Raw genomic sequence first — 25,184 nt, forward strand, 5'->3', positions numbered from 1 at the left:
TCTGTGCGACACCTGCGGTTCGCCCGGTCCCCCTGGGATCGGTGCGCACAGCGAAAGAAAGGTGTCACCGTGCGAGACCCGCGTATGTCCGTCATCGGCAAGGGACTGAAGCGTCGCGGAAGGCTGGTGATGGAGGCGGTCAGTCCCCCACGCCGGAACCTCGACGCCGTCCCCGGCCCCCGCCCGGACACCGACACCTACACCGCCCCGACCGCTCCCCGGCTGGTGGACTCGCCCGTCTTCGTGCTGTCGTCGGTGCGCTCCGGTTCGACCCTGCTGCGCGTCCTGCTGAACAGCCACAGCCGTATCCGCGCCCCGCACGAGATGCATCTGCGCACCGTGCACGTCAGCCTCTCCCGCGACTTCACCGCGGACGCCATGCGGGCGCTCCACCTCGACAAGGACGAGCTGGAACACGTGCTGTGGGACCGGGTGCTGCACCTCGAACTCACCCGCAGCGGCAAGGACGTCATCGTCGACAAGACCCCGCCGAACACCCTCATCTGGCCCCGGCTGCGCCGATGTTGGCCGGGCGCCCGCTACATCCTGCTGCTCCGCCACCCCGGTGCGGTCGTCGCCTCCCTCACCAGCCGCCGCACCGACCCCGATCACGAGGCCGTCCGCGCCGAGGTCCTCGAGTACAGCGAGAAGCTGGAGGAGGCCCGCCGGAACCTCGACCCGCACGTGATCACGTACGAGGACCTCACCGCCGAGCCGGAGAAGGTCACCCGCGGCATCTGCGACCACCTCGGCGTGTCCTGGGAGCCCGGCATGCTCGACTACGGCAGCAAGGACCACGGCACCTTCCGCCCCCAGCTCGGCGACTGGTCCAGCACCATCAAGTCCGGCCGCATCCAGACGGCCCGCACCGCCGACCCGGACGTCGCACTGCCCCCACGCCTGAAGGAACTGGCCCAGGCGTGGGGGTACAGCGCTTGACGGGAGCCTGCGGGGCCTAGAGGGGCAGGGCCCCGACCGCGGCCTGCGGGGCCGCCCCGACGGAGTCGACCGGCACCGGCGGCAGCGGCTCGGCCGCCTCCGCCCGCTGCTGCGGCAGCGCCACCGGACGCAGCGGGCGCGGCCCCGACACCACCGAGTAGTCCTGGCCCAGGAACGGCGGAACCACCTCGCCCGGGTCCTCGCCGAGCGCCAACTGCACAGCAGCCCAAGGGGCGTTGATCCCGCACAGGGACAGCTGGTGCAGGCCGCCGGCCGGGCGGGTGTTGACGTCCATGAGGACCGGCCGGTCGCCGAACATCCGGAACTGGATGTTGGACAGGTAGTGCAGACCGAAGCCCTCCGCGAGCCGCCGGGCCGGGTCCAGCCACTGCTCGTGCAGCGTGAAGCCCCGGCGGCGGCCGTTCTTGGTGCGGCCCACGGCCATCCGGACCCGGTTGTCCGGACCGGTCAGGCAGTCCACCGACACCTCGGGCTGCTCCAGGCGCGGCATCACCAGCCAGTCCACCGGCTCCTCGGCCTGCCGCAGCGCCTCCACCACCAGATCGAGCGGCACGTACGGGCTGGGGAACCCGTCGAGCTGCGACAGCGAGAAGGGCGAGCGGGTGATCACGCGGAAGCCCACCCCGCCCGCTCCGGACGCCGGCTTGAAGCACGCCCTGTGCCCACCGGCCTCCAACTCCTCGACAGCGGCGACCAGTTCGTCCTCCGAGCGGACCCGGTACCACGGCGGCACCGGCACGCCGATCGCCTGGACCGCCTCGTAGGCGATCACCTTGTCGTGGAAGACGGCCACCGCCTCGGGCGGGGGCGCCAGCACCGCCGTACCGGCCGCCTCGAACTCGGCGCGGTGCGCCACGATCGCCGACTGGTGCAGCCGGGGCACGAACACATCGATGCCGCGCCGCACGCACTGCACCAGCGCGTACTCGACGTACCCGGCCGGGGACAGGCCCTCGGGCTCCAGCTCGGCGGTGTCGGCGGCGGCCAGCACGGGGGAGTCGGGGTCGCCGTGGGTGGCATGGATCTCGACGGCCCGGTCGCTGGGATTTCTCCGCAGCTGATCCATGAAGAACACGTTCTCCGCGTACGTGCGGTTGAGCCAGACGCGTACGCGAGAGACCATGCAGGCCGCCTTTCACGGTTCGCGGGCAGGGCTCAGCGGCCCGTGCCCGGGCAGGATGAATGTGGGTACACCAAACCGCCCCTGTGAAGGGAAGTTCTCAGCGGTGGTGTTGGGGCCGATCATACGGCTTCGGTGGGCTCTCCCGTGCAACGCGCGTGTGAAGGATTCCTCGCGTGCGGCCATCCGGCCGGTCTTGTCCCCGGACGCCGGGATGTGATCTCTTGGTGGCGTTCGTGTGTGCGGAGGGGGATGAAGGGTGACATCGACGGCCGGTGGTGCCGGACAGCTGCTGGCCATCAGCGATCTGCACATCGGCTACCCGGAGAACCGCGCCCTGGTCGAGCGCATGGCGCCCGAGACGGACGACGACTGGCTGCTCGTGGCCGGTGACGTCGCGGAGACCGTGGCCGACATCCGCTGGACCCTCGAGACACTCGCGGGCCGCTTCCGCAAGGTCGTCTGGGTGCCCGGGAACCACGAGCTGTGGACCCATCCGAGCGACTCCGTCACCCTGCGGGGCGTCGCCCGATACGAGTATCTGGTCGAGCTGTGCCGGGAACTCGGCGTGACGACACCCGAGGACCCCTACCCCGTCTGGGACGGCCCCGGCGGCCCGGTCGCCGTCGCCCCGCTGTTCCTGTTGTACGACTACTCGTTCCTGCCGACCGGGTGCACGACCAAGGAGCAGGGCCTGGAGTACGCCCACGGCACGGGGATCGTGTGCTCCGACGAGTATCTGCTGCACCCCGACCCGTACCCGAGCCGGGAGGCCTGGTGCCGGGCCCGGGTCGCCGAGACCGAACGCAGACTCGCCGAGCTGCCCGGCGATCTGCCCGTGATCCCCGTCAACCACTACCCGCTGCACCGGCACCCGATGGACGTCCTGTGGCACCCCGAGTTCGCCATGTGGTGCGGCACCGATCTGACCGCCGACTGGCACCGCAGGTTCCGCGTCCACACCATGGTCTACGGCCACCTGCACATCCCTCGCACCACCCGGCACGAGGGCGTGCGCTTCGAGGAGGTGTCGGTGGGCTATCCCCGCGAGTGGCGCAAGCGGTCCGGGGACCCGGGGCGATTGCGGCGCATCCTGCCGAGGGAGGGTGAGGACAGGTGATCGAGGAACTGCTGCCCGCGAGCGTGGTCACCGTCGAGGCCTACGGCCAGGACGGCGCGGACACCCCGCTGTACCCCGAGGAGGCGGCGCTCGTGGCGCGGGCGGTCGCCAAGCGCCGGCGGGAGTTCGCCGTCGTACGCTCCTGCGCCCGGCGCGCCATGGAGAAGCTCGGTGTGCCGCCGCAGCCGATCCTGCCCGGCGAGCGCGGCGCCCCCGGCTGGCCGGCCGGGCTGGCCGGCAGCATGACGCACTGCGACGGCTACTGTGCCGCCGCCCTGGTCCGCGCCGCCGACCTGGCCTCCCTCGGCATCGACGCCGAGGTCCACGGGCCGCTGCCCGAGGGGGTCCTGCCCTCGGTGTCCCTGCCGTCCGAGGCGGAGCGGCTGCGCCGGCTGGCGGCACAGGGCCCCGACGTCCACTGGGACCGGCTGCTGTTCAGCGCGAAGGAGTCCGTCTACAAGGCGTGGTTCCCCCTCACCGGGAAGTGGCTGGACTTCATGGAGGCGGACATCGAGATCTCCGCCGACGGCGGCTTCCGCGCGGCACTCCTCGTCCCCGGACCCCTGGTGGGCGCCCACCGCGTCGACCATTTCGAGGGCCGCTGGACCACGTCCCGAGGCCTGGTCGCGACGGCCGTCGCGGTACCGCACACCTGAGGCGCAACGCCCTTCAGGGGCGCGGGGAACTGCGCGACCAACCCCGAACAGCCCGCACCTGCTACGACTCGGGACACCAATCCCGCAGCAACCGGAAGAACTCCTCCTCGTTCCCGGTCAGCCCCGCCCGCTCGAGCGCCGCCTCCGCCTCGGCGAGAACGCCGGGCGGCACGATCGCGGGACGGCTGCCGGTCTCCAGATCGAACGCGGCCCGAACAGTGTGCAGCAGTCGCAGATACGCCTGGACGGCGGTGCGCTCACGGTCGGTCAGTACAGCGGTCTGCATCGGTCGGCTCTCCCCGTGTCGGCGTCATCGGTCCCGCGCCATGCGGCACGCACGCCCGCACAGAAAGGGCGCACCACCAGCTTGCCGTCCACCACTGACAATCCGGCCCCGCCGCCCCCCGGTTCGCCCGCTCGGCGGAAGAACCCGGACGGCCCGTCAGCCCTGCGGTCCCCGGTACCCCAGCGACGCCTCGATCCGCCCCGCCAGATGATCCCGCTGCACCGGCCCCCGCGACGACGAACCGGCCAGCCACGCACGGCACTTGCTGGCCAGCAGCAGACCGAAGCTCTCGGCCTCCTTCTCGTCGTCCTGGTCGAAGCGGGTGCGCGCCGCGACTTTCAGGACCGTCGCCTGGAGATCGGCGGTGTCGTCGAGCAGCCGGGCCGCGACCGCCGCGCCCTCGACGTGGTGGGAGCAGTGCCCGGCGTTCATGTGCCACAGCTCGTGGCCCAGGATCACCAACTGATGGTCCGGCGCGGTGCGTTCCTCGATCACGACGAGGTCCTGCTCGGCCATGTCGAGCCAGAGCCCGCTCGCGGTCCCGACCGGGAAGGCGGCCGTACGGAAGTGGACGGGACGGCCGCGGCGTCTGCTCATGGCGTCGCACAGCGCGGCGTACAGCTCGTCGGGCCGCGCCGGCGCGGGGAGGGTCAGCTCCGCGACCAGCTCGCCGCACAGGCGGCGCATTTCCTTACCGATGCCCACAGTTCTCCCCACGGTCACGAATCGGGCCGCTTGACGCTCTCCAGGAGCATGTCCAGCCACTCCGCGACCTTGTCGCGGTGCTGGTCGGTGGGCAGCTGTGCGGCCCGCCAGGCGATGCCGCGCACGCCGTGGTCCTGCAACAGCCGCTCCAGCGGGTCGTCGGCCGCCGCGGCCGCCGCCCGCTCGCGGTCGGCGAGCTTCTGCAACAGCTCCTGCTCGATGTGCTGGAGGGCGCTCACCAGCGCCTCGGGGTCCTCCGCCGTGAGGAAACCGGCGTGCACCCGGAAGAACCGCTGGAGGGCGTCGCAGTGCTCCATGGTCGGCCGACGGTCGCCGTTGATGAGGGCGCCGGCCTGCTGCCGGGACATGCCCGCGCCGTCGGCGATCTCCTGCTGGGTGTACTTGCGGCCGGTGGGCTTGAGCCGGGTCCGGCGCAGCAGGTCCAGGCGTTGCAGGAACCGGGCCTGCACATCGGGCTCGCCCGCGGGCCTGCCGCAGAGCAGGGCCTTCACCACCGGCTCCGGAACCCCGGACGCGACGGACAGCCGGCCGATGCCGAAGACCTCGGCATGCGGCACGCCGAGCCGGTCGGCGAGCGCGGTGACACGGGAGACGACGGCCGGTAGCACGGCCGTCTGCGTGGCGCCCGGACTTTCGACGAAGCCACCCGTCACCGACAGATCTCCTACGTCTCTCACAGGCTTCTCACAAGTGGATGCCGTGACTTTCCCCGGCGTGAACTTCCCGGAGCGTAGCCGGTGCTTCGAACTCACATCCAGGTCTCGCCACAACTGTGGCCAATTTCAGCCGTCAACAGGCATGAAATGCCACGATAGTTGACACGCCTCAGCTCGGGGCAGCAGGATCGGGGCGCCGCGTCAAGGCCGCACAGGCAAGAGGGGTGACCTCCCGATGGCATTTCAGGCAGGAGGGCAGCGGCCGGCACCGCGGCCCGTCGCCGAGACTCCAGAGGCCCAGGCCTATCTGGAGGACTACGCCGGGCTTCTGGAGGCCGTCTCCTCCCCCTCGCTCGTCGTCGACCACTGCTGGGACGTGGCGCTGACCAATAGCGCGTTCCGGTCACTTTTCGGCGGCGTGGATCCGCACCCGACGGCCATGCCGGGCGACAACTTCCTCAGGTTCGTGCTGTTCCACCCCGACGCCCCCACGGTGCTGGGCGAGCACGAGTCGAGCTGGTGTCTGCCGATGCTCGCGCACTTCGCGCGCACCGTGGAGAGCCACGGCCCCGACCACGGGCTCCAGGCCATCCGCCGTGACATCGCCCAGGACCCGATCATGGAGGCCGCGTACCGGCAGGGCCTGCCGCACTGGATCCGCTCGGTCGGCGAGGACGCCGTCGAGCACGACGGCGCCGTGCGCCCGCTGCTGCATCCGGACCCGCGCCGGGGTGCCACCGAGTGCCGGGTCGTCGTCGAGACGTCCAGGACGCTCGAGGAACTGGGCTGCACCCGGCTCACGTTCGTGCCGCGCGAGGCCCGCCGCACCCCGTCCAGGGAGCGCGGGACGCGTCGTACCGCCTCCCACCTGAGGGTCGTACCGGCGGCCGACTGAGCGCTTCCGGCCCTGACCGACCGGCGTTCGCCCCATTCCCAGGCGTTGTGGTGTGTGACATAGTACTGGCGTGAGCGAGTCGCTGACCTGCGATGTCGTGGTGGTCGGAGCCGGAGTGGTCGGCGCCGCCTGTGCCTTGTACGCGGCCCGCGCCGGCCTCGATGTCGTCGTGGTGGACCGGGGCGCGGTGGCCGGCGGTACGACCGGCGCGGGGGAGGGGAACCTCCTCGTTTCCGACAAGGAGCCCGGACCCGAGCTCGAACTCGCCCTGCTGTCCGCCCGGCTCTGGGCCGAACTGGCCCGGGAGGGGCTGGGGAAGCCGGTCGAGTACGAGGCCAAGGGCGGTGTCGTCGTCGCCGGCACCGAAGGGGCGCTGGCCGGTCTCGAGGAACTCGCCGCAGGACAGCGCGCGGCCGGGGTCGAGGCCGTCCCCGTGCCGCCCGACCGGCTTCCCGACCTGGAGCCGTACCTGGCCCCCGGCCTCGCGGGCGGCATGCACTACCCGCAGGACGCCCAGGTGATGCCCGCCCTCGCGGCGGCGCACCTGCTGCGCGCCTCGAACGCCCGGCTGCTCACCGGCCGGGAGATGGCCGCGGTGCTGCGAGGGCCCGGAGGTGCGGTGCGCGGGGTGCGGACCGACCGGGGCGACATCCACGCCCCGGCCGTCGTCAACGCGGCCGGCACCTGGGGCGGCGAGGTCGCGGCCCGCGCGGGCGTGTCCCTGCCCGTGCTGCCCCGGCGCGGCTTCGTCCTGGTCACCGAGCCGCTGCCGCCCCGTATCCGGCACAAGGTGTACGCCGCCGACTATGTGGGCGACGTCGCGAGCGACTCTGCGGCGCTGCAGGCCTCCCCGGTGGTGGAGGGCACACCCGCCGGGCCGGTGCTGATCGGCGCCAGCCGCGAACGGGTCGGCTTCGACCGGTCGTTGTCGCTCCCGGCCCTGCGCGCACTGGCGGCGGGCGCGACCGGCCTCTTCCCCTTCCTCGCCGATGTCCGGGCCTTGCGCACGTACGTGGGCTTCCGGCCGTATCTGCCGGACCATCTGCCCGCGATCGGCCCGGATCCCCGGGCGCCCGGACTGCTGCACGCCTGCGGGCACGAGGGCGCGGGCATCGGCCTCGCCACCGGCACGGGCCGTCTGATCGCCCAGGCGCTGACCGGGCAGACGCCCGACCTGGACCTCGGCCCGTTCCGGCCCGACCGCTTCACCGAGGAGGCCGAGTGAATCCCCTGGAGCTGGCGGGAGCCAGGCCCGGCCCCGCCTTCACGGTCACGTTCGACGGGCGGCCCGTCGAGGCGCTGCCCGGGCAGACGGTCGCCGCCGTGCTGTGGGCGGCGGGCATCACCTCCTGGCGTGCCACCCGGGGCGAGGGCCGTCCGCGTGGGGTGTTCTGCGGGATCGGCGTCTGCTTCGACTGCCTGGTGACCGTCAACGGCCGCCCCAACCGACGCGCCTGTCTGGTGCCGGTAAGGCCGGGGGACGTGATCGGCACCCAGGAGGGGACCGGCCATGAGGGGGTGCGCCATGCGGACTGACCTGGTCGTGATCGGGGCCGGGCCGGCCGGTCTCGCCGCCTCCCTCGCGGCGGCCGCGCGGGGCACGCGGGTCGCGCTCGTCGACGCGGCGGCGGAGCCGGGCGGGCAGTTCTACCGGCAGCCCGCCGCCGGGCTCGGAGCCGGGCGGCCCGAGGCGCTGCACCATCGGTGGCGGACCTGGGAGCGGCTGCGCGACGGACTCGCCGCCAGTGCCGTACGGGTGCTGACCGATCATCATGTGTGGTGCGTCGAAAAGGTGTCCGACGGCTTCGTCGTGCACGCGCTGCTCGGGCCGGAACAGGAGGAGCCGGCCGAGGTGCGGGCCCGTGCCGTGCTGCTGGCCACCGGCGGCTACGAGCAGGTGCTGCCCTTCCCCGGCTGGACCCTGCCGGGCGTCGTCACCGCCGGGGGCGCCCAGGCCATGCTCAAGGGCGGACTGGTGGTTCAGGGGCGCCGAGCCGTCGTGGCCGGGACCGGGCCGCTGCTGCTGCCCGTGGCGACCGGGCTCGCGGCGGCCGGTGTGGAGGTCGCCGCGCTCGTCGAGTCCACCGGCCCGGGGCGCCTCGCCCGCCACGGCCCGGCCCTGGCCGGCAAACTCCCCGAGGGCGCCGGGTACGCCGCCCGGCTGCTGCGCCACCGCGTGCCGTTCCTCGCCCGGCACACCGTCCTCCGCGCCCACGGCGACGACCGGCTGACCGGCGTCACGGTCGCCGCCCTCGACAGCGACGGACACGTCCGGACCGGCACCGAGCGGCAGCTGCCCTGCGACACCCTGGCCGTCGGCCACGGCATGCTCCCGCACACCGACCTGGCGGAGGGCCTCGGCTGCGGCCTCGACGGGCTCGCCATGGCCGTCGACACCGAGCAGCGCACCGACGTGCCCGGCGTGTGGGCGGCCGGCGAGGCCACCGGCATCGGCGGCGCGGCCCTCGCCCTCGCCGAGGGCCACATCGCCGGGTGCTCCGCCGCCGCGCACCTGCACGGCACCGCCCCCGACCCGGCGCCCGCCGCCCTCAAGGCCCGTACGAAGCTCGGCAGATCCGCCGCCGCTCTCGACGCCGCCTACGCGCCGCCCGCGCACTGGCCCGAGCGGATCACCGACGACACCGTGGTCTGCCGCTGCGAGGAGGTCACCGCCGGGGCCGTGCGCGACGCCCTGGACCTCGGGGCGGGCGACGTGCGCACCGTGAAGCTGCTCACCCGGGCCGGAATGGGCTGGTGCCAGGGCCGGATGTGCGCCGGCGCGGTCGCCGGCCTGGCCGGATGCCCGCCTGCCCCGGACAGAAGGCCCCTCGCCCGTCCCGTTCCGCTCGGCGTCCTCGCACGGCAACACCCCCAGGAGGGACAGTCATGACCGATCACCGCCCCTGGCGCGGCGTCCTCGTCGCCACCGCGCTCCCCCTGAACGACGACCTCTCCGTCAACTACGACCGGTACGCCGAACACTGCGCCTGGCTGGTCGAGAACGGCTGCGACGGCGTCGTGCCGAACGGCTCCCTCGGCGAGTACCAGGTGCTCACCCCCGAGGAGCGCGCCCGGGTCGTCGAGACGGCCGTCGCCGCGATCGGCGGGCAGCGCGTCATGCCCGGGGTCGCCGCGTACGGGTCCGCCGAGTCCCGGCGCTGGGTCGAACAGGCGGGCGAGGCGGGCTGCCAGGCGGTCATGCTGCTGCCGCCGAACGCCTACCGCGCCGACGAGCGCTCCGTCGTCGCCCACTACGCCGAGGTCGCGAAGGCCGGCCTGCCGGTCGTGGCGTACAACAACCCGATCGACACCAAGGTCGACCTGGTGCCCGAACTGCTCGCCCGGCTGCACGGCGAGGGGCACATCCGGGGCGTGAAGGAGTTCTCCGGCGATGTCCGCCGGGCCTACCGGATCGCCGAACTCGCCCCCGAACTGGATCTGTTGATCGGCGCGGACGACGTCCTGCTGGAGCTGGCCGTCGCGGGCGCCAAGGGCTGGGTCGCGGGCTACCCGAACGCGCTGCCCCAGGCTTCGGTCGAGCTGTACCACGCGGCCGTCGACGGCGACCTCGACACCGCGCGGGGCCTTTACCGGCAGCTGCATCCGCTGCTGCGGTGGGACTCGCGGGTGGAGTTCGTCCAGGCCATCAAGCTGTCCATGGACCTCGTCGGCCGCCACGGAGGCCCCTGCCGCCCGCCGCGCGTGCCGCTGCTGCCCGAGCAGGACGCCGCCGTCCGGGCCGCCACCGAGAAGGCCGTAGCGGCCGGATTGGCATAGGGACCATGCGCAGCGGACTCGTCCTGCACGCCGTCGACTCGCACACCGAGGGCATGCCCACCCGGGTGATCACCGGCGGCATCGGCACCATTCCGGGCGCCACCATGAACGAGCGGCGGCTGTGGTTCCGCGAACACCGCGACGACATCAAGCAGTTGCTGATGAACGAACCGCGCGGCCACTCCGCCATGAGCGGCGCGATCCTCCAGCCGCCGACCCGCCCCGACTGCGACTGGGGCGTCGTCTACATCGAGGTCTCCGGCTATCTGCCGATGTGCGGGCACGGCACGATCGGCGTGGCGACCGTGCTCGTCGAGACGGGGATGGTCGAAGTCGTCGAGCCGGTCACCACCATCCGTCTCGACACCCCGGCGGGCCCGGTCGTGGCCGAGGTGGCGGTCGAGGACGGCGTCGCCAAGGAGGTGACGCTCCAGAACGTGCCCTCCTTCGCCGTCGCCCTCGACCGCGAGGCCACCCTCGCCGACGGGCGGACGGTGACGTACGACCTTGCTTTTGGCGGCAACTTCTACGCCATCCTGCCGCTGGAGCAATTCGGCCTGCCCTTCGACCGGTCTCGCAAGGACGACATCCTCCAGGCGGGCCTGTCTCTCATGGCCGCCGTCAACGCCGAGGACCCGCCCGTCCACCCGGAGGACCCGTCCATCCACGGCCTCCACCACGTCTACCTGGCCGCCCCCGGCTCCACCGCCCGCCACTCCCGGCACGCCATGGCCATCCACCCCGGCTGGTTCGACCGCTCGCCCTGTGGCACGGGCACCAGCGCCCGCATGGCACAACTGCACGCGCGCGGCGAACTCCCGCTGCACACCGAGTTCGTGAACGAGTCCTTCATCGGCACCCGGTTCACCGGCAGACTGCTCGGCACGACCGAGGTGGCCGGCCGCCCGGCCGTACGGCCCAGCTTCACCGGACGCGCCTGGATCACCGGCACCGCCCAGTACCTGCTCGACCCCGACGACCCGTTCCCCGCCGGATTCGTCCTGTAGCCCCGACCACGAGAGGACACCGCGACCGTCATGGCTGCCCCGCAGCACACCCCCGCCCTGCCCCTGCTGGGCAGCAGGAAGCCCAGCCACCGGGAGCGGGTCGCGGACGCGCTGCGGGCCGCCCTGATCGCCGGTGAACTGCGCCCCGGCGAGGTCTACTCGGCCCCCGGCCTCGCGGCCCGCTTCGGCGTCTCCGCCACGCCCGTACGCGAGGCCATGCTCGACCTCGCCAAGGAGGGCCTGGTCGACACCGTGCCCAACAAGGGCTTCCGCGTCACCGCCGTCTCCGAGCGGCAACTCGACGAGTACACCCACATCCGGGCGCTGATCGAGATCCCCACCACGGCGGGCCTGGCGGTCACCGCCGACCCGGTGGCGCTGGAGGCACTGCGCCCGGTCGCCCAGGAGATCGTCACCTCCGCGGCGGCCGGCGACCTCATCGCCTACGTCGAGGCCGACCTGCGCTTCCACCTCGGCCTGCTGGCCCTCGCCGGCAACGACCATCTCGTCGACGTCGTACGGGACCTCCGACGCCGCTCCCGGCTCTACGGGCTGACCGCGCTCGTCGAGCAGGGGCGGCTGGAGGCGTCGGCGGAGGAACACCTGGAGATCCTGGACGCGCTGCTCGCCCGGGACGAGGAGGCCGTACGGACGGTGATGACCCGTCACCTCGGGCATGTCCGGGGCCTGTGGGCGGCGCCCTGACCGCCCGGATCACAGGTCCAGCACGAGCCGCTTCCCACGGCAGCGGGACACACAGATGAGCATGGTCTCGCCCGTCGCGCGTTCGTCGTCGGTGAGGACCGAGTCGCGGTGGTCGGGGTCGCCCTCCAGGACATCGGTCTCGCACGTGCCGCAGGTGCCCTCGGCGCAGGAGTACAGCACCTCGACCCCGGCGGCGCGCACGGTGTCGAGCACCGACACCTCCGGCGCCACGGTGAGCGTCCTGCCGCTCCGCGCCAGCTCCACCTCGAACGCGGTGTCGCCGCCGGTCTCCCGCTCCTTCGGCCGGAACCGCTCGACGCGCAGTACCCCGGACGGGCTCCGGGCCTCCACCGCGTCCAGCAGCGGGCCGGGGCCGCAGCAGTAGACGAGCGTCCCCTCGGGTACGTCGTCCAGCACCGAGGGCAGGTCAAGCAGCCCCGTCTCGTCCTGGGGCGCGATCGTCACCCGGTCGCCGTACCGGCCCAGTTCCTCGCCGAAGGCCATGGACCGGCGGGTGCGACCGCCGTACAGCAGCGTCCACTCGGCGCCCGAGGCCTCGGCCGCCGCCAGCATCGGCAGGATCGGGGTGATGCCGATACCGCCCGCGACGAACCGGTAGCGCGGGGCGGGCTCCAGGCCGAAGTTGTTGCGGGGACCGCGTACCCGGACCTTGTCGCCCGGCCCCACCCGCTCGTGCACATGGGCCGATCCGCCCCGCCCGTCCGGCTCGCGCAGCACCGCGATCCGCCAGGCCGACCGGTCCGCCGGGTCACCGCACAGCGAGTACTGCCGCTCCAGGCCGGGGCCGAGCACCACATCGATGTGGGCGCCCGGTTCCCAGTCCGGGAGCGGCTCGCCCAGCGGGTGGCGCAGGGTGAGGGCGAGCACGCCGTCGGCGGCGGACTCCCGCCGCTCGACGACGAGTTCGGCTTCGTACACGCTCATGAGCTGTTCCCTCGCGGCTCGTGGACGGAGTGCCCCTGGGGGTGGGCGAGCATCCACTCCCACATCTCGACCGGGTCCTGCGCGGTGTGCTCACGGCCGCAGTGGCAGGTGCCGTGCAGGACGTCGGTGCCGGGCAGCCAGTCGATGCGGTAGACCTCGCCGGTCCTGAAGGTCCTGGACGAAGAGGGTGACGTCACTGGACCTTCTCCAGGGGCTTGTCGCCCTCCTCGACCAGCCGGGCGAGGATACGGCGGGCGGCCAGGCCACCGGTGTCGATGTTGATGCTGAGTTCCTGGTAGCCGGTGCGCTCGGTGCCGAGCGTCTTCTGCAGCAGGTTGAGCGCGGTGACGTCCTGCATCACGACCGTGTGGTTGTTGCCCCGCAGGAACTCGGTGACCTCGGCGTCGTCCGTCGCCCAGTCGCGCGAGACGGCCCAGAAGTCGTACACCTTGCCGTCGCCGGACGGAGTGATCGCGTAGGTGATCTCCGTGTGGAAGCCGTTCGGATCGCTGCCGTCCGGCTCGGGCACCACCCCGACCGGGGCGATGCGGCTGTGCAGCAGATACAGGCAGGGCGTGTGGTACTCGATGTCCTGCCAGCGGGTGATCCGGCCCGCTATGCCGGTGGACTTGGCGTAGAACGGCGGGCACTCGGCGTCGTCCATGTGCCGGCTCACCCGGACGATCCCGGCGCCCTCGTCGACCTCCGTGGTGATCGGCGTCTCGGCGACCTCGGGGGTGCCGATGTACCCGCCGTGCAGATACGTCTCGTGGGAGAGGTCGAGCAGGTTGTCGACGAGCAGCCCGTAGTCACAGTCGATGGGCTCCATGCCGCGCACGGTGACCCAGCCGGGGGAGTCCAGATGCCTGGCCCGGGGGATGGTCTGCGGGTCGGCGAGCGCCGGGTCGCCGATCCACACCCAGATCAGCGAGTCCTGCTCGACGACCGGGTAGGAGGCGACCCGGGCGGTGCGCGGCACCCGTTTCTGCCCCGGCACGTACACACACGTACCGGTCGTGTCGTAGGTGAACCCGTGGTACCCGCACACGATCCGGTCCCCGTCGAGCCGCGTCGGCGCCTCCGACAGCGGGTACCGGCGGTGCACACACCGGTCGTGCAGCACGACCGGCGTGCCGTCCTCCTCGGTCCGGTACAGCACGAGCGTCTCACCGAGGATCGTCCGGCCGAGCAACTCCCGCCCGACCTCGTGACTGTAGGCGGCGACGTACCACTGGTTCCTGGCGAAGGCGGTCATGTGAGGCATGGGGGTCGGCTCCCGTCTCTGGTGGTGCCGACATCGTCGAGGCGGCGTTCCGGGCGCCGCAACGGTCCTTCCGCCAGGCGGAAGTCCCTTCCGGGGAAAGCAGTTTCCGAATCAAAAAGTGAAATCGAAACGGAATTCTCCACTTCGATATTTCCGGAAACTCATCTACTGTGGATGCATGGAAAAGACAACGCAGTTCTACGTAGTGAAAACCGGCGACAACCTCACCAAGATCGCGCGCATGTTCCATACTACGGTGGACCAGATCATGGCATGGAACCCGCAGATCAAGGACCGAAATAAGATCTACCCCGACCAGCGGATTCGCGTGGCCCCGCCTCAGGAACCGGAAACGGACGGTGAGTACGAGCCCTTTCCAGGCGCAGACTTCTTCCAAGCGTCAGTGACCAGCCCGGTCATCGAAGCCATGGGCTACCGCCTGATCGACGAAGGCTGCTCGGAGTACTCCGGCGGGCCCGACTCGCAGTGGAGCCAGGCCGACCGGAAGTCGTACGCCAAGTGGCAGCGCAAGCTCGGATTCGGTGGCCCTGACGCGGACGGCATTCCGGGTCGGAAGTCCTGGGACAAGCTGCACGTGCCAGCCGTTTACGAGTGACCAGAACAGAAACCCGGTCGGCCCGTACGCACAGCCGGATAGGCCTGCGTAACGGGCCGCCGCGGTCGGCGTGGCGCGCACGGGCCAAGACGCGGATCTCCTATCTCGAAGCGCAGCTGAGATACGAAAGCGTCAGGCCGTGTCCGGAGGACCGCATGACCCTCGTCGAGGGAATGCGGGTCCATCTCGAAAAGGCCTGTGCGGCTGCCGACGAGGATTTCGGATGGCGATGGCCGTGGTCGAGGTCCGCTGCCCGTGAGGGCGTCTGGTCGAATGTGCGCAGCGCGGAAGTGATACTGCTTCAGCTGGTGTCCGACGAGGAAGCCGCGGGCCGCGCCAGCGAAGTCATGGCGTTGGTCAAACGGCACCTCGACATCGACGACCCCCGGCGGGTCAGACTCGCCCGGCGACTGCGCCCCATCGTCGCCGGGAGCATGACGCAGAGCGACCGGGACCTCATGGTCCGGGCGCTCGACGCCGCGTACAGCGCCCTGGACGACGAACTGTCCCGGGTGCGCAGCCTGCGCAACATCCTGTGGACCGCGACCTTCCTCGTGCTGCTCGGCGTGACCGGCCTCGCCCTCTACGGCTGGTTCTCACCCGGCTCGCTGAGTCTGTGCTTCACGCCCCAGACCGGTCCCAGCGCTTCGGACCAGGTCACCGTCGTCTGCCCCACCGCGGAGCATCACAACGTCCCGGCGGGCACCGACGCCAGCAGCCTGGCAAAGTCGCGCGACATCCTCACCGTCGAGATCGCCGGGCTCGCCGGCGCGGCCCTCACCGTCATCGCCTCACTGCGGCGTATCCGGGGCACCGACTCGCCCTACATGCTGCCCCTGGCGTCGGCGGTGCTGAAGTTCCCCACCGGCGCCCTGTCGGCCTTCCTCGGGCTGCTGCTGATCCGGGGCGCCTTCGTCCCCGGGCTGAGCGATCTCGACAGCAGGGCGCAGGTCCTCGGCTGGGCCGCGGCCTTCGGTGCCGCCCAGCACCTGGTGACCCGACTCGTCGACGACCGCGCCCAGATGACGCTGGCGGAGGTGGGCAGACCCACGGACGCCGCGACCGACCCGGAGCGGGCCGCCGTCAAGGAGATCGCCGCGGAGGGAGAGCCCGCGGCGCCCGGACCGCCGGCCGCCGACCGATCCGGCAACGGAGAGTACGAAGGGCCTCTCGAGGCCACGCGGGAGGGCCCGGGCGAGGAGGAGCGGGCGGTGGAGCCCGGCCGGCGACCCGGGTCGTGACCCGGCCGGCCGCTCACCGCCGCAGCGGTGTGTGCGCCGTCTCCGGCAGCCGCAGATACGCCAGCGACGACAGCAGGCAGATCACCGCGACATACCAGGGGAACAGCCCCGAGTGCCCCAGCTCCTTGAACAGGGTGCCGACGTAGGGAGCCGTGCCGCCGAAGAGGGCCACTGTCAGCGAGTAGGGGAAGCCGATACCGGCCGCGCGCACCCGGGGCGGGAAGATCTCCGCGTTCACGGCCGCGCTGATCGAGGTGAAACCGGTCAGCAGCACCATGCCCGCGCACTGCACGAGCAGCAGCACGGCGAACGAGTCGCGCAGGCTGTGCAGCAGCGGCACCGTGAGCAGGGCGAACCCCAGGCCGAAGAAGAGCAGCAGGGGGCGGCGGCCGAAGCGGTCCGAGAGCAGTCCGCCGAGCGGCTGCAGCAGGGCGAAGAAGGCCAGTGAGATCGTGCCCGCGAGCAGCGCGTCCGACTTCGAGAGACCCGCGTTGAGTTCGGCGTACGTCGGCAGATACGACGTCCACGTGTAGTAGGCGATGGTGCCGCCCGCCGTGATGCCGCAGATCAGGAGCGACTCGCGCGGGTGCCGGCGCAGCGCCTCGAACAGGCCCGGGCGCGGGGCCTCCCGCTGCTCGGCGCTGCGGGTCTCCTGCGCACCCCGCCGGATCCAGAAGCCGACCAGGCTCAGCACGGCCCCGAGCACGAACGGGACCCGCCAGCCCCAGCTGTCCATCTGCGCGACGCTCAGCGTGCCCACCAGCAGCGTGGCGATGCCGGAGGCGACGAGCTGCCCCACGGTCGTCGACACGTACTGGAAGCTGGAGAACAGCCCCCGCCGGCCCGGGCCCGCCGACTCCACCAGGAAGGTCGTCGAGGCCGCGAACTCGCCGCCCACGGACAGGCCCTGCAGCAGCCGGGCGAGCACGAGGACCACCGGAGCCAGCACGCCCACCGAGGCATAGGTCGGGGTGAGCCCGACCAGCAGGCTGCTGCCGCCCATCAGCAGGATGGTGACGGTCAGCGCGGCCCGCCGCCCGTGCCGGTCAGCGACCGCGCCCATCAGCAGCCCGCCGACCGGCCGCATGAAGAAGCCCACCGCGAACACGGCGAACGTCGACAGCAGCGGCACCAGCGAGTTGTCCGCGCTCTTCGGGAAGACCTGGTAGGCGATGAAGGTCGCCAGGAACGTGTAGGCGTACCAGTCGTACCACTCCACGGCGTTGCCCACGGAGGCGGCGAGGAGCTGGCGGACGGGCCGTTTCGTCGGCGGGGAAACCGTCTGCGTCTCTGTCACGCCCCTCACCCTCCCCGGGCAAGGCCCCGCCACACCTGTCGTACCCGCGACTTTCACATGAGTGTCACCAGCCCCTTCCTTGGCGTTTGGTGTCCCTGAAACACTCCTTCCGCGCAGATTCCGTCATGTTCCGGCCATCCAGCACCTCAGGATGAGAGGTCTGTCCTTCATGTCCGAAGTAAACCGGCGCCGCTTTCTTCAACTCGCGGGTGCCACCACGGCCTTCAGTGCGCTGTCCGCCAGCATCCAGCGCGCCGCCGCGCTTCCGGCGAACCATCGCACCGGGTCGATCGAGGACGTCGAGCACATCGTCGTCCTGATGCAGGAGAACCGTTCCTTCGACCACTACTTCGGGACCCTGAGAGGCGTCCGCGGCTTCGGCGACCCGCGTCCGGTCACGCTCGACAACGGCAAGCCGGTCTGGCACCAGGAGAAGGACGGCAAGGAGATCCTGCCGTTCCACCCGGACGCCGACGACCTCGGCATGCAGTTCCTGGAGGGCCTGCCGCACTCCTGGCCCGACGGCCACCAGGCCTACCGCGGCGGCAAGTACGACCGGTGGGTGCCCGCCAAGGGCACCACGACCATGGCGTACCTGACCCGCGAGGACATCCCGTTCCACTACGCCCTCGCCGACTCGTTCACCGTCTGCGACGCCTACCACTGCTCGTTCATCGGTTCCACCGACCCGAACCGCTACTACATGTGGTCCGGCTACACGGGCAACGACGGCACCGGCGGCGGCCCGGTCCTCGGCAACGACGAACTCGGCTACGGCTGGACGACCTACCCCGAGCGCCTGGAGCAGGCCGGCCTCTCCTGGAAGATCTACCAGGACATCGGCGACGGCCTCGACGCCAAGGGCTCCTGGGGCTGGATCGAGGACGCCTACCGCGGCAACTACGGCGACAACTCCCTGCTGTACTTCAACAAGTACCGCAACGCCCAGCCCGGTGACCCCTGGTACGACAAGGCCCGCACCGGTACGAACGCCAAGGCGGGCGAGGGTTACTTCGACCGGCTGAAGGCGGACGTCAAGGCGGGCAAGCTGCCGCAGATCTCCTGGATCGCCGCCCCCGAGGCCTTCTCCGAGCACTCCAACTGGCCGTCGAACTACGGTGCCTGGTACATCGCCCAGGTCCTGGACGCCCTCACCTCCAACCCGGAGGTCTGGTCGAAGACCGCCCTGTTCATCACGTACGACGAGAACGACGGCTTCTTCGACCACGTGGTGCCGCCGCTGCCGCCCAAGGACGCCTCCCGAGGCCTGTCCACCGTCGACGTCTCCCTCGACCTCTTCCCGGGCGACGCGAAGAACACGGCCGGCCCCTACGGCCTCGGTCCCCGGGTGCCGATGCTGGTCGTCTCGCCGTGGAGCAAGGGCGGCTACGTCTGCTCGGAGACCCTGGACCACACGTCGATCCTGCGGTTCATGGAACGGCGCTTCGGGGTGCGCGAGCCCAACATCTCGCCGTGGCGCCGGGCCATCTGCGGTGATCTGACGGCCGCGTTCGACTTCTCCCGCAAGGACGCACGGCCGGTCCCGCTGCCCGGCACCGACGAGTACGAGCCGCAGGACCGCGAACGTCACCCCGACTACAAGCCGGCCCCGCCCGCCGACCCGCGCATGCCCCGGCAGGAACGCGGCTCGCGCCGCACCCGGCCGCTGAGGTACGCCCCGCACGTGGACGCCTCGGTGGACGCCGCCGCCGGGAAGCTCACCCTCGCCTTCGCCTCCGGGCCGAAGGCCGGCGCCGCCTTCCACATCACCTCCGGCAACCGCGCCGACGGCCCCTGGATGTACACCACCGAGGCCGGCAAGTCCCTCTCGGACACCTGGAACTCCGCCTACTCGGCGGGTTCGTACGATCTGACCGTGCACGGCCCGAACGGCTTCGTGCGGGTCTTCAAGGGGTCGAACAAGAAGGCCGGCTGCGAGGTCACCGCACGCCACACCGGTGACGACATCGAGCTGACCTTCACCAACAAGGGCTCCGGCACGGCACGGCTGAAGCTCTCCGACCGTTACGGTGCCAAGCCCACGACCGTCACCGTCCGCCCGGGCGCGAAGGTACGGCGGACCGTCGACCTCGACCGCAGCCGCCGCTGGTACGACCTGACCGTCACCGTCGAGGGCGACGCGGCGTTCCTGCGGCGGTTCGCGGGGCACGTCGAGAACGGCCGGCCGGGGGTGAGCGACCCGGCGATCGTCACCGGGTAGCCGGGAAGAGGTGCCCCGGATCGTGCGGCCGGGGCACCAACGCCGGTTCGGCCGTGGCCGAGCCGGGCTCCAGCGCCAGGACGGCGGCCACCGGGTGGTCGTCGTCCACCGGACGGTCGTGGTCCACGGGCGCCGCCCTGCTGAGCAGCACCACGCCCCAGGACGCCAGGCCCGCCCCGGCGAGCGCGAGCAGTACGCCCGCCGGTCCGCCCTGGAGTCGTTCCCCCAGCAGCGACAGCCCGATCACCGCCGCGGCCAGCGGGTTGGCCAGCGTCACCATCGCGAGCGGGGCGCCCAGACCGCCCCGGTACGCCACTTGCGACAGCAACAGCCCGCCGGCCGCGAAGGCCGCCACGAGCAGCGCCACCCCGACCACCTGGACGCTCAGCAGCGGACCCGACCGGTCCGTCGCGGCCACCGTCACGGTCTGGGTGAGGGCCGAGGCGACTCCCGACGCGATGCCGGACGCGGTCGCGTGCCGCAGCCCCGGGCGGGTACCCGGCCGGGACAGCACCCAGATGAGGGCGGCGGTGGCACCCGCCACGGCCAGCGCCTCGGGAACGCTCAGCACATCGTCGGGCGCCGGGCCGGACGCCGTGACCAGGATCGCGCCCAGGCCGAGCAGCGTCAGCGCGGTGCCCTTCCACTCGACCGTGCTCACCCGCCGTCCCGCGAGCCGCGCCCCCATGGGCACCGCCGCGACCAGGGTGAGCGCGCCGAGCGGCTGGACCACGGTCAGCGGCCCGTACCTCAGGGCCACGACGTGCAGCAGCGCGGCCGACGCGTTCAGTCCGACCGAGCACCACCAGGCGCCGCTGCCGAGCAGCCGCAGCACGCCCGAGCCGGGGGAGCGGGAGGCGAGCCGCTCCTGGGAGACGGCCGCTGCCGCGTAGGCGACGGCGGAGACCAGGGACAGGGCGACGGCGACGACGACGGCGTTCATCGGCCGGCTCCCGCGAGTGCCTGCTCCTCGGTACGGCCCTGGGCCGGTACGAGGGTGCCCTGCGCGCGGCCGGCTGTGGTCGCTGTGCGGTGCGGCACGTGGATCACCGCGAGCGCGAGACCGAGCAGGGCCGTCGCCACGATCGCGTCCAGCCAGTAGTGGTTCGCGGTGCCGACGATCACCAGCAGCGTCAGTAGCGGATGCAGCAGCCAGAGCCAACGCCACCGCGACCGGGCCGCGACGATCAGGCCGATCGCCACCATCAGGGCCCAGCCGAAGTGCAGCGACGGCATCGCCGCGAACTGGTTCGACAGGGAGTCGGTCGCGGGATCGCCGTAGACCGACGGCCCGTACACGCGCGCCGTGTCCACCAGACCGGTCGCGGCCAGCATCCGGGGCGGGGCGAGCGGGAACAGCAGGTGCAGCGCCAGCGCGGCGGCGGTGACGGCGGCCAGGACCCGGCGGGCCCACACGTAGTGGGCCGGGCGGCGCAGATAGAGCCAGACCAGGAAGGCGACGGTGGCCGGGAAGTGGACGGCCGCGTAGTAGGTGTTCGCGACATGCGCCATACCGTCGCCGTGCAGCAGCAGGGCCTGCACCGCCCCCTCGCCCGGCAGATGGACCGCACGCTCGAAGTCCCACACGCGGTGTGCGTTGTGGAAGGCCTCGCCGGTGTGGCCCGTGGCCAGCTGTCGGCCGAACTTGTAGACGAGGAAGAGCCCTGCGACGAGCAGCAGCTCCCGGACGAGCGGCGGTCGGGCTATGACGTGCGGCGGTCGCGCTGTCGCGTCGGACCCCGCCGGCGCAGGCTCGGTGCGGGCATTCATCCCCCGGCCCCTTCGGTGACGGTGGTGCTGTTATCGGTACGAGTGCGTACCGATACGCCAGTGTACCGATACGCTCGCGTTCCGGTACACTGGCGTATCGATAGACGTAGAACACACTGCCGGCCGGAATTTTTTCGGCCGCCCGAGGGAAGCCAGGAGCACGGTCATGACGTCGCAGGCTGCGGACGACCGACCCGAGCCGGTCGGTTCCACCCGCCGCTCCAAGATCACGCCGGAGCGTGAGCAGGAGTTCTTCGACGCCGTGCTGGAACAGCTCCGCGAGTGCGGCTACGACTCCGTCACGATGGAGGGGATCGCCGCCAGCACCCGCTGCAGCAAGTCCACGCTCTACCGGCAGTGGAAGACCAAGCCCCAGTTCGTGGCGGCGGCGCTGCGCTCGCACCGGCGGACGCGCTGCATCGACACCGGCTCGCTCGCGGACGACCTGCGCGAGGCCGCCCGGGCGGCGGGGGAGTTGTCGGGCCGGGACACCCAGCTTCTCCAGGCGCTCGCCCACGCGGCCCCTCAGGACCCGGAGCTGCAGCGGGCGTTGCGCGAGGCGCTGATCGAACCGGAGATCGCCGCACTGAAGGAGATCATCCGGCGCGGGGTGGAGCGGGGAGAGGTGCCCGCCGATCACCCGGCGCTGGAGTACATCCCTGCGCAGATGTTCGGCGTCCTGCGGGTGCGGCCCGTACTGGAGGGCGAGTGGGCCGACCCGGACTATCTGGTCCGGTTCGTGGAGGCCGCCGTGCTGCCGGCCCTGGGCCTGAGATGAGACCCGGGCCGCCGTCCGTCGGATGACAGGACGGTGACCCGACCGCGCCGACCCGTGGGGACGGGGGCGGCGCGCACCCCCCGGCCGGGTGGGGTTCCCCTGTAAGCGGCGGGGGGCGCCCCACCCGGCCGACCGGTTCTTGTGCTCCTGGTCAGACGTCCTGGCCGTTGCCGCTGCCCGTCGAAACCTTGATGCCCTTGGCGATGTCGTCGAGGACGGACTCCTTCTGGTCGGCGTCCACGCCGAACCGGACGACGACCATCTGCTTCGCGTTCGCGGGGGAGGGGAACGCGAGCGACTCCACGATGCCGTCGGCGCCCTTGGTGGTGACGGCCTTCCAGCGGACCAGGTAGCCCTTCTGCCCGGCCACGGTCACCGCCTTGGAGGCCAGGACGTCGTGCGAGGTGATCCCGCCGTAGGACTTGCCGCCGTAGGACTCCTCCGCGTTGGCCGAGATGTCCGCCTTGGCGATCTCCTCGGGGGTGCTGCCCTTGGCGCCGAGGGCCAGGGCCGGTGCGGAGTAGGCTCCGCCCTTCGTGCAGGTCGAGGAGGTGTCGCCGGGGCACTTGTAGGAGTCGTCGGACGTGACCTGCGCGCCGACCGTGATCTCCTGGCCGTACCAGCCCTTCGGGATCGGCATGCTGATCCCGCTGACGGCGTCGGTCACCGACCCGCTCCTGATCTTCGGCGGCTCGGACTGCTCGGGGGACGGGCTCTGCCCACCGGAGCCGCCGGAACCTCCGGAGCCGCCATTGCCTCCGGACCCGCCCGGCCCGCCGAACGGCCCACCCTGGCCACCGGTTCCGCCCGGGCCGCCCGGCCCCTGCGAGGTCGCCGAGCCGCCGCCCGAGCCGCCGTTGCCGGTCAGCGCGTACACGCCGACACCGATACTCGCGAGAACGACGACGGCCGCCCCGACGGCAATCCCGATCCGCAGCCGGCTGCCCCGGGCGGCCGGGGGTGCGGCGGGATAGCCGGGGTAGGCACCGGCGCCCGGGTACCCGGGGGTGTTCGGGTAGGGGGCCGGGCCTGGGGGTTGTCCGGGGGCGCCTGGGTATCCGGGCGTGCCTGGATATGCGGTGGCGCCTGGGTGTCCAGGGGTGCCGGGGTATGCGGTGGCGCTCGGGTGCCCGGGGGTGCTCGGATGTCCCGTGGTGCCTGGGTATCCGGGAGGCCCCGGGTGCCCGGCGGCGCTGCCATGACCGGCAGCGTCCGGATGTGCGGCAGTAGTCGGATCCCCCGCAGGGGTCGAATCACCCGCAGCGCCCGAGCCTGCAGCAGGGGCAGAATCGCCGGCGGCGCCCGAGCCTTCCGCAGGGGCCGCATTCACGGCAGGGGCGTGGTCGCCCGCAGTGCCCGAGCCTGCCGCAGGGGCAGGATTGCCGGCGGCGCCCGCGTCTGTCGCGGCCCCCGCGCCTTCCGCAGAGGCCGCATTCACCGCAGAGCCGGAGCCCGCTGCAGAGGCGATATCGCCCGCAGCGGCCGAACTGTCCCCGGTGCCCGAGTCTCCCGCAGAGCCCGAGCCTGCCGCAAAGGCAGGGTCGCCGGCGGCGCCCGCGTCTGTCGCCGCCCCCGCGCCTTCCGCGGAGGCCGCATTCACCGCAGAGCCGGAGCCCGCTGCAGAGGCGATATCGCCCGCAGCGGCCGAACTGTCCCCGGTGCCCGAGTCTCCCGCAGAGACAGACCCCTCCGCGGCGGCCGGATTCCTCGCGGCGGGAGCCGGGCCGTCAGCCGCCCCCGAAGCCCCAGCAGAGCCCGGGGCGCCCGAGTTCGTCGCAGCCGAAGCCTCCTCGGCCGCCGGAGGAGTCGGCGGCTGGGCCGGGCGGATGCGGGCCGTCCAGGCCTTGCCGTCCCACCAGCGTTCGGTGGCGGGCCCGTCACTTTTCTGGCCGGGGTCCGGGTACCACCCGGAAGGAGTCTCCTGCGTCATGCCCCCACCGTATGAGGCGTCGGTGAAAGAGGCATGAGAGGAGTCGACCAGGATCGGTCATTCCAGGATCAAGCGGGTCGGCAGAAGGTGGGCGGGCGGTGGGAGTCGCAGTCCGTCCCGGCCCGGAGTCACCGAACCGAGCACGCTCGGATGCCGGGCACCCGTGCTCGCGGGGGACGTGCCGGGCAGGCCGTGCAGGGTCAGGAACCCCAGGACGGCGAAGGCGTAGGCCTCCTTCGCCCCGGACGGCAGCCCCAGTTCGTCCGAGGCGCGCACCGAAACCCCGGGCAGCAGCTCCCCGAGCATCCTCATCAGCACCGGGTTGCGCGTCCCGCCGCCCGAGGCGATCACCTCCGTCGCGTCCACCGTCCGCACGGCGTCCGCCACGGTCCGGGCCGTGAGCATCGTCAGCGTGGCGACGACGTCCTCGACGGGCAGCGTCCCGAACCCGGCCAGCGCGTCCCGCAGATGACCGAGATGGAACAGCTCCTTGCCCGTCGTCTTGGGCGCGGGCAGCGCGTAGTACGGCTCCTGGAGCAGCCGTTCCAGCAGCGGCCCGTGCACCCGGCCGCGGGCGGCCAGGGCGCCGTCCGTGTCGTAGGACAGGGCACCGCCGCTGAACCCCCGGGCCGCCGCGTCGATCAGCGCGCAGCCCGGCCCGGTGTCGAAGGCGGTCCCGTCGGGTGCGGTGAGGTTGGCGATACCGCCGACGTTGAGTGCGACGGGCCGGCCCGGACGGCCGCGCAGCCACAGCAGGTCGACCAGGCTGACCAGCGGCGCGCCCTGCCCGCCGGCGGCGATGTCGCGCGGCCGGAAGTCGGCGACGACCGGCAGCCCGGTCGCCTCGGCGATCCAGGCCGGCTGCCCCAGCTGGAGCGTGCCGTGGACCTCGCCCTCGGCGACCCAGTGGTACACGGTCTGCCCGTGCGAGGCCACCAACTCGGCCCGCCCCTCGCACAGTTCGCGGTCGGCCCGGAGCGCGGCCGCCGCGAAGGCCTGCCCGATGCGGGTGTCCAGCCGGCACACCTCGCCCAGGGTGGTGGTCCCCGGCGGCAGGGCGGCCGACAGGGCCTCGCGCAGTTCGCCGTTGTACGCCTCGCTCACCATGCCGAGCGGCTTCAGCACCAGGCTGTCGCCGACGAGGTCCAGCTCGGCCGCCGCCGCGTCGATCGCGTCGTACGACGTGCCGGACATCAGGCCGATCACCCGCATCG

General features: G+C 72.2%; 26 protein-coding genes and 1 pseudogene. 14 read left to right on the top strand and 13 right to left on the bottom strand.

Going from position 1 to position 25,184, the window contains the following annotated elements:
• Window positions 1-84 precede the first annotated feature (84 nt).
• Entirely contained in the window at window positions 85-939 is an 855-nt protein-coding gene (locus tag ACFT4A_RS05395) for a sulfotransferase family protein (RefSeq protein WP_382826616.1), read from the top strand.
• Window positions 940-955: 16 nt separating this feature from the next.
• Here ACFT4A_RS05395 and ACFT4A_RS05400 read toward each other — a convergent pair whose 3' ends face one another.
• Complete coding sequence (locus ACFT4A_RS05400; RefSeq protein WP_382826184.1) at window positions 956-2,083, bottom strand: ATP-grasp domain-containing protein; 1,128 nt, start codon at window positions 2,081-2,083, stop codon at window positions 956-958.
• 256 nt (window positions 2,084-2,339) lie between these two features.
• Here ACFT4A_RS05400 and ACFT4A_RS05405 point away from each other — a divergent pair, with 256 nt between their 5' ends.
• Both ACFT4A_RS05405 and ACFT4A_RS05410 read left to right on the top strand, forming a co-directional pair.
• The gene (locus tag ACFT4A_RS05405) at window positions 2,340-3,200 is read left to right on the top strand and encodes a metallophosphoesterase family protein (protein WP_382826185.1); all 861 of its coding nucleotides are present in this window, start codon (window positions 2,340-2,342) and stop codon (window positions 3,198-3,200) included.
• Window positions 3,197-3,856 carry a 4'-phosphopantetheinyl transferase gene (locus tag ACFT4A_RS05410; protein ID WP_382826187.1) on the top strand — a complete coding sequence of 220 codons (660 nt, stop codon included), beginning with the start codon at window positions 3,197-3,199 and terminating at the stop codon, window positions 3,854-3,856. Before ACFT4A_RS05405 ends, ACFT4A_RS05410 begins: the two co-directional genes overlap by 4 nt.
• A gap of 61 nt (window positions 3,857-3,917) precedes the next feature.
• Here ACFT4A_RS05410 and ACFT4A_RS05415 read toward each other — a convergent pair whose 3' ends face one another.
• From ACFT4A_RS05415 to ACFT4A_RS05425, 3 genes are all read right to left on the bottom strand, one after another.
• Window positions 3,918-4,142 (bottom strand): hypothetical protein, encoded by a 225-nt coding sequence (locus ACFT4A_RS05415; RefSeq protein WP_382826189.1) that lies wholly within the window; start codon window positions 4,140-4,142, stop codon window positions 3,918-3,920.
• Window positions 4,143-4,298: 156 nt separating this feature from the next.
• A complete protein-coding gene (locus ACFT4A_RS05420) occupies window positions 4,299-4,829 on the bottom strand; it encodes a toxin-antitoxin system, toxin component (protein WP_382826618.1) in 531 nt (176 codons plus the stop codon).
• A 32-nt stretch (window positions 4,830-4,861) separates the two neighbouring features.
• A complete protein-coding gene (locus ACFT4A_RS05425) occupies window positions 4,862-5,521 on the bottom strand; it encodes a helix-turn-helix domain-containing protein (RefSeq protein ID WP_382826190.1) in 660 nt (219 codons plus the stop codon).
• 238 nt (window positions 5,522-5,759) lie between these two features.
• Between ACFT4A_RS05425 and ACFT4A_RS05430 the strand changes: the two genes are divergently transcribed.
• The 7 genes from ACFT4A_RS05430 to ACFT4A_RS05460 all read left to right on the top strand — a co-directional run bounded on the left by ACFT4A_RS05430 (window position 5,760) and on the right by ACFT4A_RS05460 (window position 11,908).
• Entirely contained in the window at window positions 5,760-6,419 is a 660-nt protein-coding gene (locus ACFT4A_RS05430; RefSeq protein ID WP_382826191.1) for a hypothetical protein, read from the top strand.
• Between the two features lie 70 nt (window positions 6,420-6,489).
• Window positions 6,490-7,644: an NAD(P)/FAD-dependent oxidoreductase gene (locus tag ACFT4A_RS05435; RefSeq protein ID WP_382826193.1), complete on the top strand. Its 1,155-nt coding sequence runs from the start codon at window positions 6,490-6,492 to the stop codon at window positions 7,642-7,644.
• A complete protein-coding gene (locus ACFT4A_RS05440; protein WP_382826195.1) occupies window positions 7,641-7,955 on the top strand; it encodes a (2Fe-2S)-binding protein in 315 nt (104 codons plus the stop codon). Before ACFT4A_RS05435 ends, ACFT4A_RS05440 begins: the two co-directional genes overlap by 4 nt.
• Entirely contained in the window at window positions 7,945-9,309 is a 1,365-nt protein-coding gene (locus ACFT4A_RS05445) for an FAD-dependent oxidoreductase (RefSeq protein WP_382826197.1), read from the top strand. Before ACFT4A_RS05440 ends, ACFT4A_RS05445 begins: the two co-directional genes overlap by 11 nt.
• Entirely contained in the window at window positions 9,306-10,196 is an 891-nt protein-coding gene (locus tag ACFT4A_RS05450; RefSeq protein ID WP_382826199.1) for a dihydrodipicolinate synthase family protein, read from the top strand. Before ACFT4A_RS05445 ends, ACFT4A_RS05450 begins: the two co-directional genes overlap by 4 nt.
• A gap of 5 nt (window positions 10,197-10,201) precedes the next feature.
• On the top strand, window positions 10,202-11,203 hold the full coding sequence (locus ACFT4A_RS05455) for a proline racemase family protein (RefSeq protein WP_382826200.1): 1,002 nt from the start codon (window positions 10,202-10,204) through the stop codon (window positions 11,201-11,203).
• 30 nt (window positions 11,204-11,233) lie between these two features.
• On the top strand, window positions 11,234-11,908 hold the full coding sequence (locus ACFT4A_RS05460) for a GntR family transcriptional regulator (protein ID WP_382826202.1): 675 nt from the start codon (window positions 11,234-11,236) through the stop codon (window positions 11,906-11,908).
• Between the two features lie 9 nt (window positions 11,909-11,917).
• Here ACFT4A_RS05460 and ACFT4A_RS05465 read toward each other — a convergent pair whose 3' ends face one another.
• Genes ACFT4A_RS05465 through ACFT4A_RS05475 form a run of 3 tightly spaced genes read right to left on the bottom strand, consistent with a single transcriptional unit; the run spans window position 11,918 to window position 14,117 of the window.
• Window positions 11,918-12,853 (bottom strand): PDR/VanB family oxidoreductase, encoded by a 936-nt coding sequence (locus tag ACFT4A_RS05465; RefSeq protein WP_382826203.1) that lies wholly within the window; start codon window positions 12,851-12,853, stop codon window positions 11,918-11,920.
• Window positions 12,850-13,050: a hypothetical protein gene (locus ACFT4A_RS05470; protein WP_215117408.1), complete on the bottom strand. Its 201-nt coding sequence runs from the start codon at window positions 13,048-13,050 to the stop codon at window positions 12,850-12,852. The genes ACFT4A_RS05465 and ACFT4A_RS05470 overlap by 4 nt, the downstream gene beginning before the upstream one ends.
• A complete protein-coding gene (locus tag ACFT4A_RS05475; protein WP_382826205.1) occupies window positions 13,047-14,117 on the bottom strand; it encodes a Rieske 2Fe-2S domain-containing protein in 1,071 nt (356 codons plus the stop codon). Before ACFT4A_RS05475 ends, ACFT4A_RS05470 begins: the two co-directional genes overlap by 4 nt.
• A 178-nt stretch (window positions 14,118-14,295) precedes the next feature.
• Here ACFT4A_RS05475 and ACFT4A_RS05480 point away from each other — a divergent pair, with 178 nt between their 5' ends.
• Both ACFT4A_RS05480 and ACFT4A_RS05485 read left to right on the top strand, forming a co-directional pair.
• Window positions 14,296-14,733: a peptidoglycan-binding protein gene (locus ACFT4A_RS05480; protein WP_382826207.1), complete on the top strand. Its 438-nt coding sequence runs from the start codon at window positions 14,296-14,298 to the stop codon at window positions 14,731-14,733.
• Window positions 14,734-15,041: 308 nt separating this feature from the next.
• Complete coding sequence (locus ACFT4A_RS05485; protein WP_382826208.1) at window positions 15,042-15,974, top strand: hypothetical protein; 933 nt, start codon at window positions 15,042-15,044, stop codon at window positions 15,972-15,974.
• Between the two features lie 13 nt (window positions 15,975-15,987).
• On the opposite strand, the gene ACFT4A_RS05490 is transcribed toward ACFT4A_RS05485, so the two are convergent.
• Window positions 15,988-17,271 (bottom strand): MFS transporter, encoded by a 1,284-nt coding sequence (locus tag ACFT4A_RS05490; RefSeq protein WP_382826209.1) that lies wholly within the window; start codon window positions 17,269-17,271, stop codon window positions 15,988-15,990.
• Window positions 17,272-17,440: 169 nt separating this feature from the next.
• Between ACFT4A_RS05490 and ACFT4A_RS05495 the strand changes: the two genes are divergently transcribed.
• Complete coding sequence (locus tag ACFT4A_RS05495; RefSeq protein ID WP_382826210.1) at window positions 17,441-19,492, top strand: phosphocholine-specific phospholipase C; 2,052 nt, start codon at window positions 17,441-17,443, stop codon at window positions 19,490-19,492.
• Here the strand turns inward: ACFT4A_RS05495 and ACFT4A_RS05500 are convergent.
• Window positions 19,482-20,435, bottom strand: a complete 954-nt coding sequence (locus tag ACFT4A_RS05500; RefSeq protein WP_382826211.1) for a hypothetical protein — start codon at window positions 20,433-20,435, stop codon at window positions 19,482-19,484. The two genes, ACFT4A_RS05495 and ACFT4A_RS05500, sit on opposite strands and share 11 nt — an antisense overlap.
• Window positions 20,432-21,262 carry a phosphatase PAP2 family protein gene (locus ACFT4A_RS05505; protein WP_382826213.1) on the bottom strand — a complete coding sequence of 277 codons (831 nt, stop codon included), beginning with the start codon at window positions 21,260-21,262 and terminating at the stop codon, window positions 20,432-20,434. The genes ACFT4A_RS05500 and ACFT4A_RS05505 overlap by 4 nt, the downstream gene beginning before the upstream one ends.
• Before the next feature lie 166 nt (window positions 21,263-21,428).
• Here ACFT4A_RS05505 and ACFT4A_RS05510 point away from each other — a divergent pair, with 166 nt between their 5' ends.
• Window positions 21,429-22,040: a TetR/AcrR family transcriptional regulator gene (locus ACFT4A_RS05510; RefSeq protein WP_382826215.1), complete on the top strand. Its 612-nt coding sequence runs from the start codon at window positions 21,429-21,431 to the stop codon at window positions 22,038-22,040.
• A gap of 151 nt (window positions 22,041-22,191) precedes the next feature.
• Here the strand turns inward: ACFT4A_RS05510 and ACFT4A_RS05515 are convergent, their stop codons facing one another.
• From ACFT4A_RS05515 to ACFT4A_RS05525, 3 genes and pseudogenes are all read right to left on the bottom strand, one after another.
• A complete protein-coding gene (locus ACFT4A_RS05515) occupies window positions 22,192-23,478 on the bottom strand; it encodes a hypothetical protein (protein ID WP_382826620.1) in 1,287 nt (428 codons plus the stop codon).
• 408 nt (window positions 23,479-23,886) lie between these two features.
• Window positions 23,887-23,970, bottom strand: a pseudogene (locus ACFT4A_RS05520) (DUF2510 domain-containing protein); the annotation flags it as partial.
• 57 nt (window positions 23,971-24,027) lie between these two features.
• Window positions 24,028-25,182 (bottom strand): anhydro-N-acetylmuramic acid kinase, encoded by a 1,155-nt coding sequence (locus ACFT4A_RS05525; RefSeq protein ID WP_382826216.1) that lies wholly within the window; start codon window positions 25,180-25,182, stop codon window positions 24,028-24,030.
• Window positions 25,183-25,184 lie beyond the last annotated feature (2 nt).

The sequence above is a fragment of the Streptomyces sp. NPDC057099 genome, from assembly GCF_042671245.1.
Classification (GTDB): Bacteria; Actinomycetota; Actinomycetes; order Streptomycetales; family Streptomycetaceae; genus Streptomyces; species Streptomyces purpurascens.

What these genes read in the sequence shown, in the direction of transcription:
- ACFT4A_RS05395 (WP_382826616.1), top strand. Translation starts at nt 85, where the DNA reads ATGTCCGTCATCGGCAAGGGACTGAAGCGTCGCGGAAGGCTGGTGATG.
- ACFT4A_RS05400 (WP_382826184.1), bottom strand. Translation starts at nt 2,083, where the DNA reads ATGGTCTCTCGCGTACGCGTCTGGCTCAACCGCACGTACGCGGAGAAC.
- ACFT4A_RS05415 (WP_382826189.1), bottom strand. Translation starts at nt 4,142, where the DNA reads ATGCAGACCGCTGTACTGACCGACCGTGAGCGCACCGCCGTCCAGGCG.
- ACFT4A_RS05420 (WP_382826618.1), bottom strand. Translation starts at nt 4,829, where the DNA reads ATGCGCCGCCTGTGCGGCGAGCTGGTCGCGGAGCTGACCCTCCCCGCG.
- ACFT4A_RS05430 (WP_382826191.1), top strand. Translation starts at nt 5,760, where the DNA reads ATGGCATTTCAGGCAGGAGGGCAGCGGCCGGCACCGCGGCCCGTCGCC.
- ACFT4A_RS05445 (WP_382826197.1), top strand. Translation starts at nt 7,945, where the DNA reads ATGCGGACTGACCTGGTCGTGATCGGGGCCGGGCCGGCCGGTCTCGCC.
- ACFT4A_RS05450 (WP_382826199.1), top strand. Translation starts at nt 9,306, where the DNA reads ATGACCGATCACCGCCCCTGGCGCGGCGTCCTCGTCGCCACCGCGCTC.
- ACFT4A_RS05455 (WP_382826200.1), top strand. Translation starts at nt 10,202, where the DNA reads ATGCGCAGCGGACTCGTCCTGCACGCCGTCGACTCGCACACCGAGGGC.
- ACFT4A_RS05460 (WP_382826202.1), top strand. Translation starts at nt 11,234, where the DNA reads ATGGCTGCCCCGCAGCACACCCCCGCCCTGCCCCTGCTGGGCAGCAGG.
- ACFT4A_RS05465 (WP_382826203.1), bottom strand. Translation starts at nt 12,853, where the DNA reads ATGAGCGTGTACGAAGCCGAACTCGTCGTCGAGCGGCGGGAGTCCGCC.
- ACFT4A_RS05475 (WP_382826205.1), bottom strand. Translation starts at nt 14,117, where the DNA reads ATGCCTCACATGACCGCCTTCGCCAGGAACCAGTGGTACGTCGCCGCC.
- ACFT4A_RS05480 (WP_382826207.1), top strand. Translation starts at nt 14,296, where the DNA reads ATGGAAAAGACAACGCAGTTCTACGTAGTGAAAACCGGCGACAACCTC.
- ACFT4A_RS05495 (WP_382826210.1), top strand. Translation starts at nt 17,441, where the DNA reads ATGTCCGAAGTAAACCGGCGCCGCTTTCTTCAACTCGCGGGTGCCACC.
- ACFT4A_RS05500 (WP_382826211.1), bottom strand. Translation starts at nt 20,435, where the DNA reads ATGAACGCCGTCGTCGTCGCCGTCGCCCTGTCCCTGGTCTCCGCCGTC.
- ACFT4A_RS05505 (WP_382826213.1), bottom strand. Translation starts at nt 21,262, where the DNA reads ATGAATGCCCGCACCGAGCCTGCGCCGGCGGGGTCCGACGCGACAGCG.
- ACFT4A_RS05510 (WP_382826215.1), top strand. Translation starts at nt 21,429, where the DNA reads ATGACGTCGCAGGCTGCGGACGACCGACCCGAGCCGGTCGGTTCCACC.
- ACFT4A_RS05525 (WP_382826216.1), bottom strand. Translation starts at nt 25,182, where the DNA reads ATGCGGGTGATCGGCCTGATGTCCGGCACGTCGTACGACGCGATCGAC.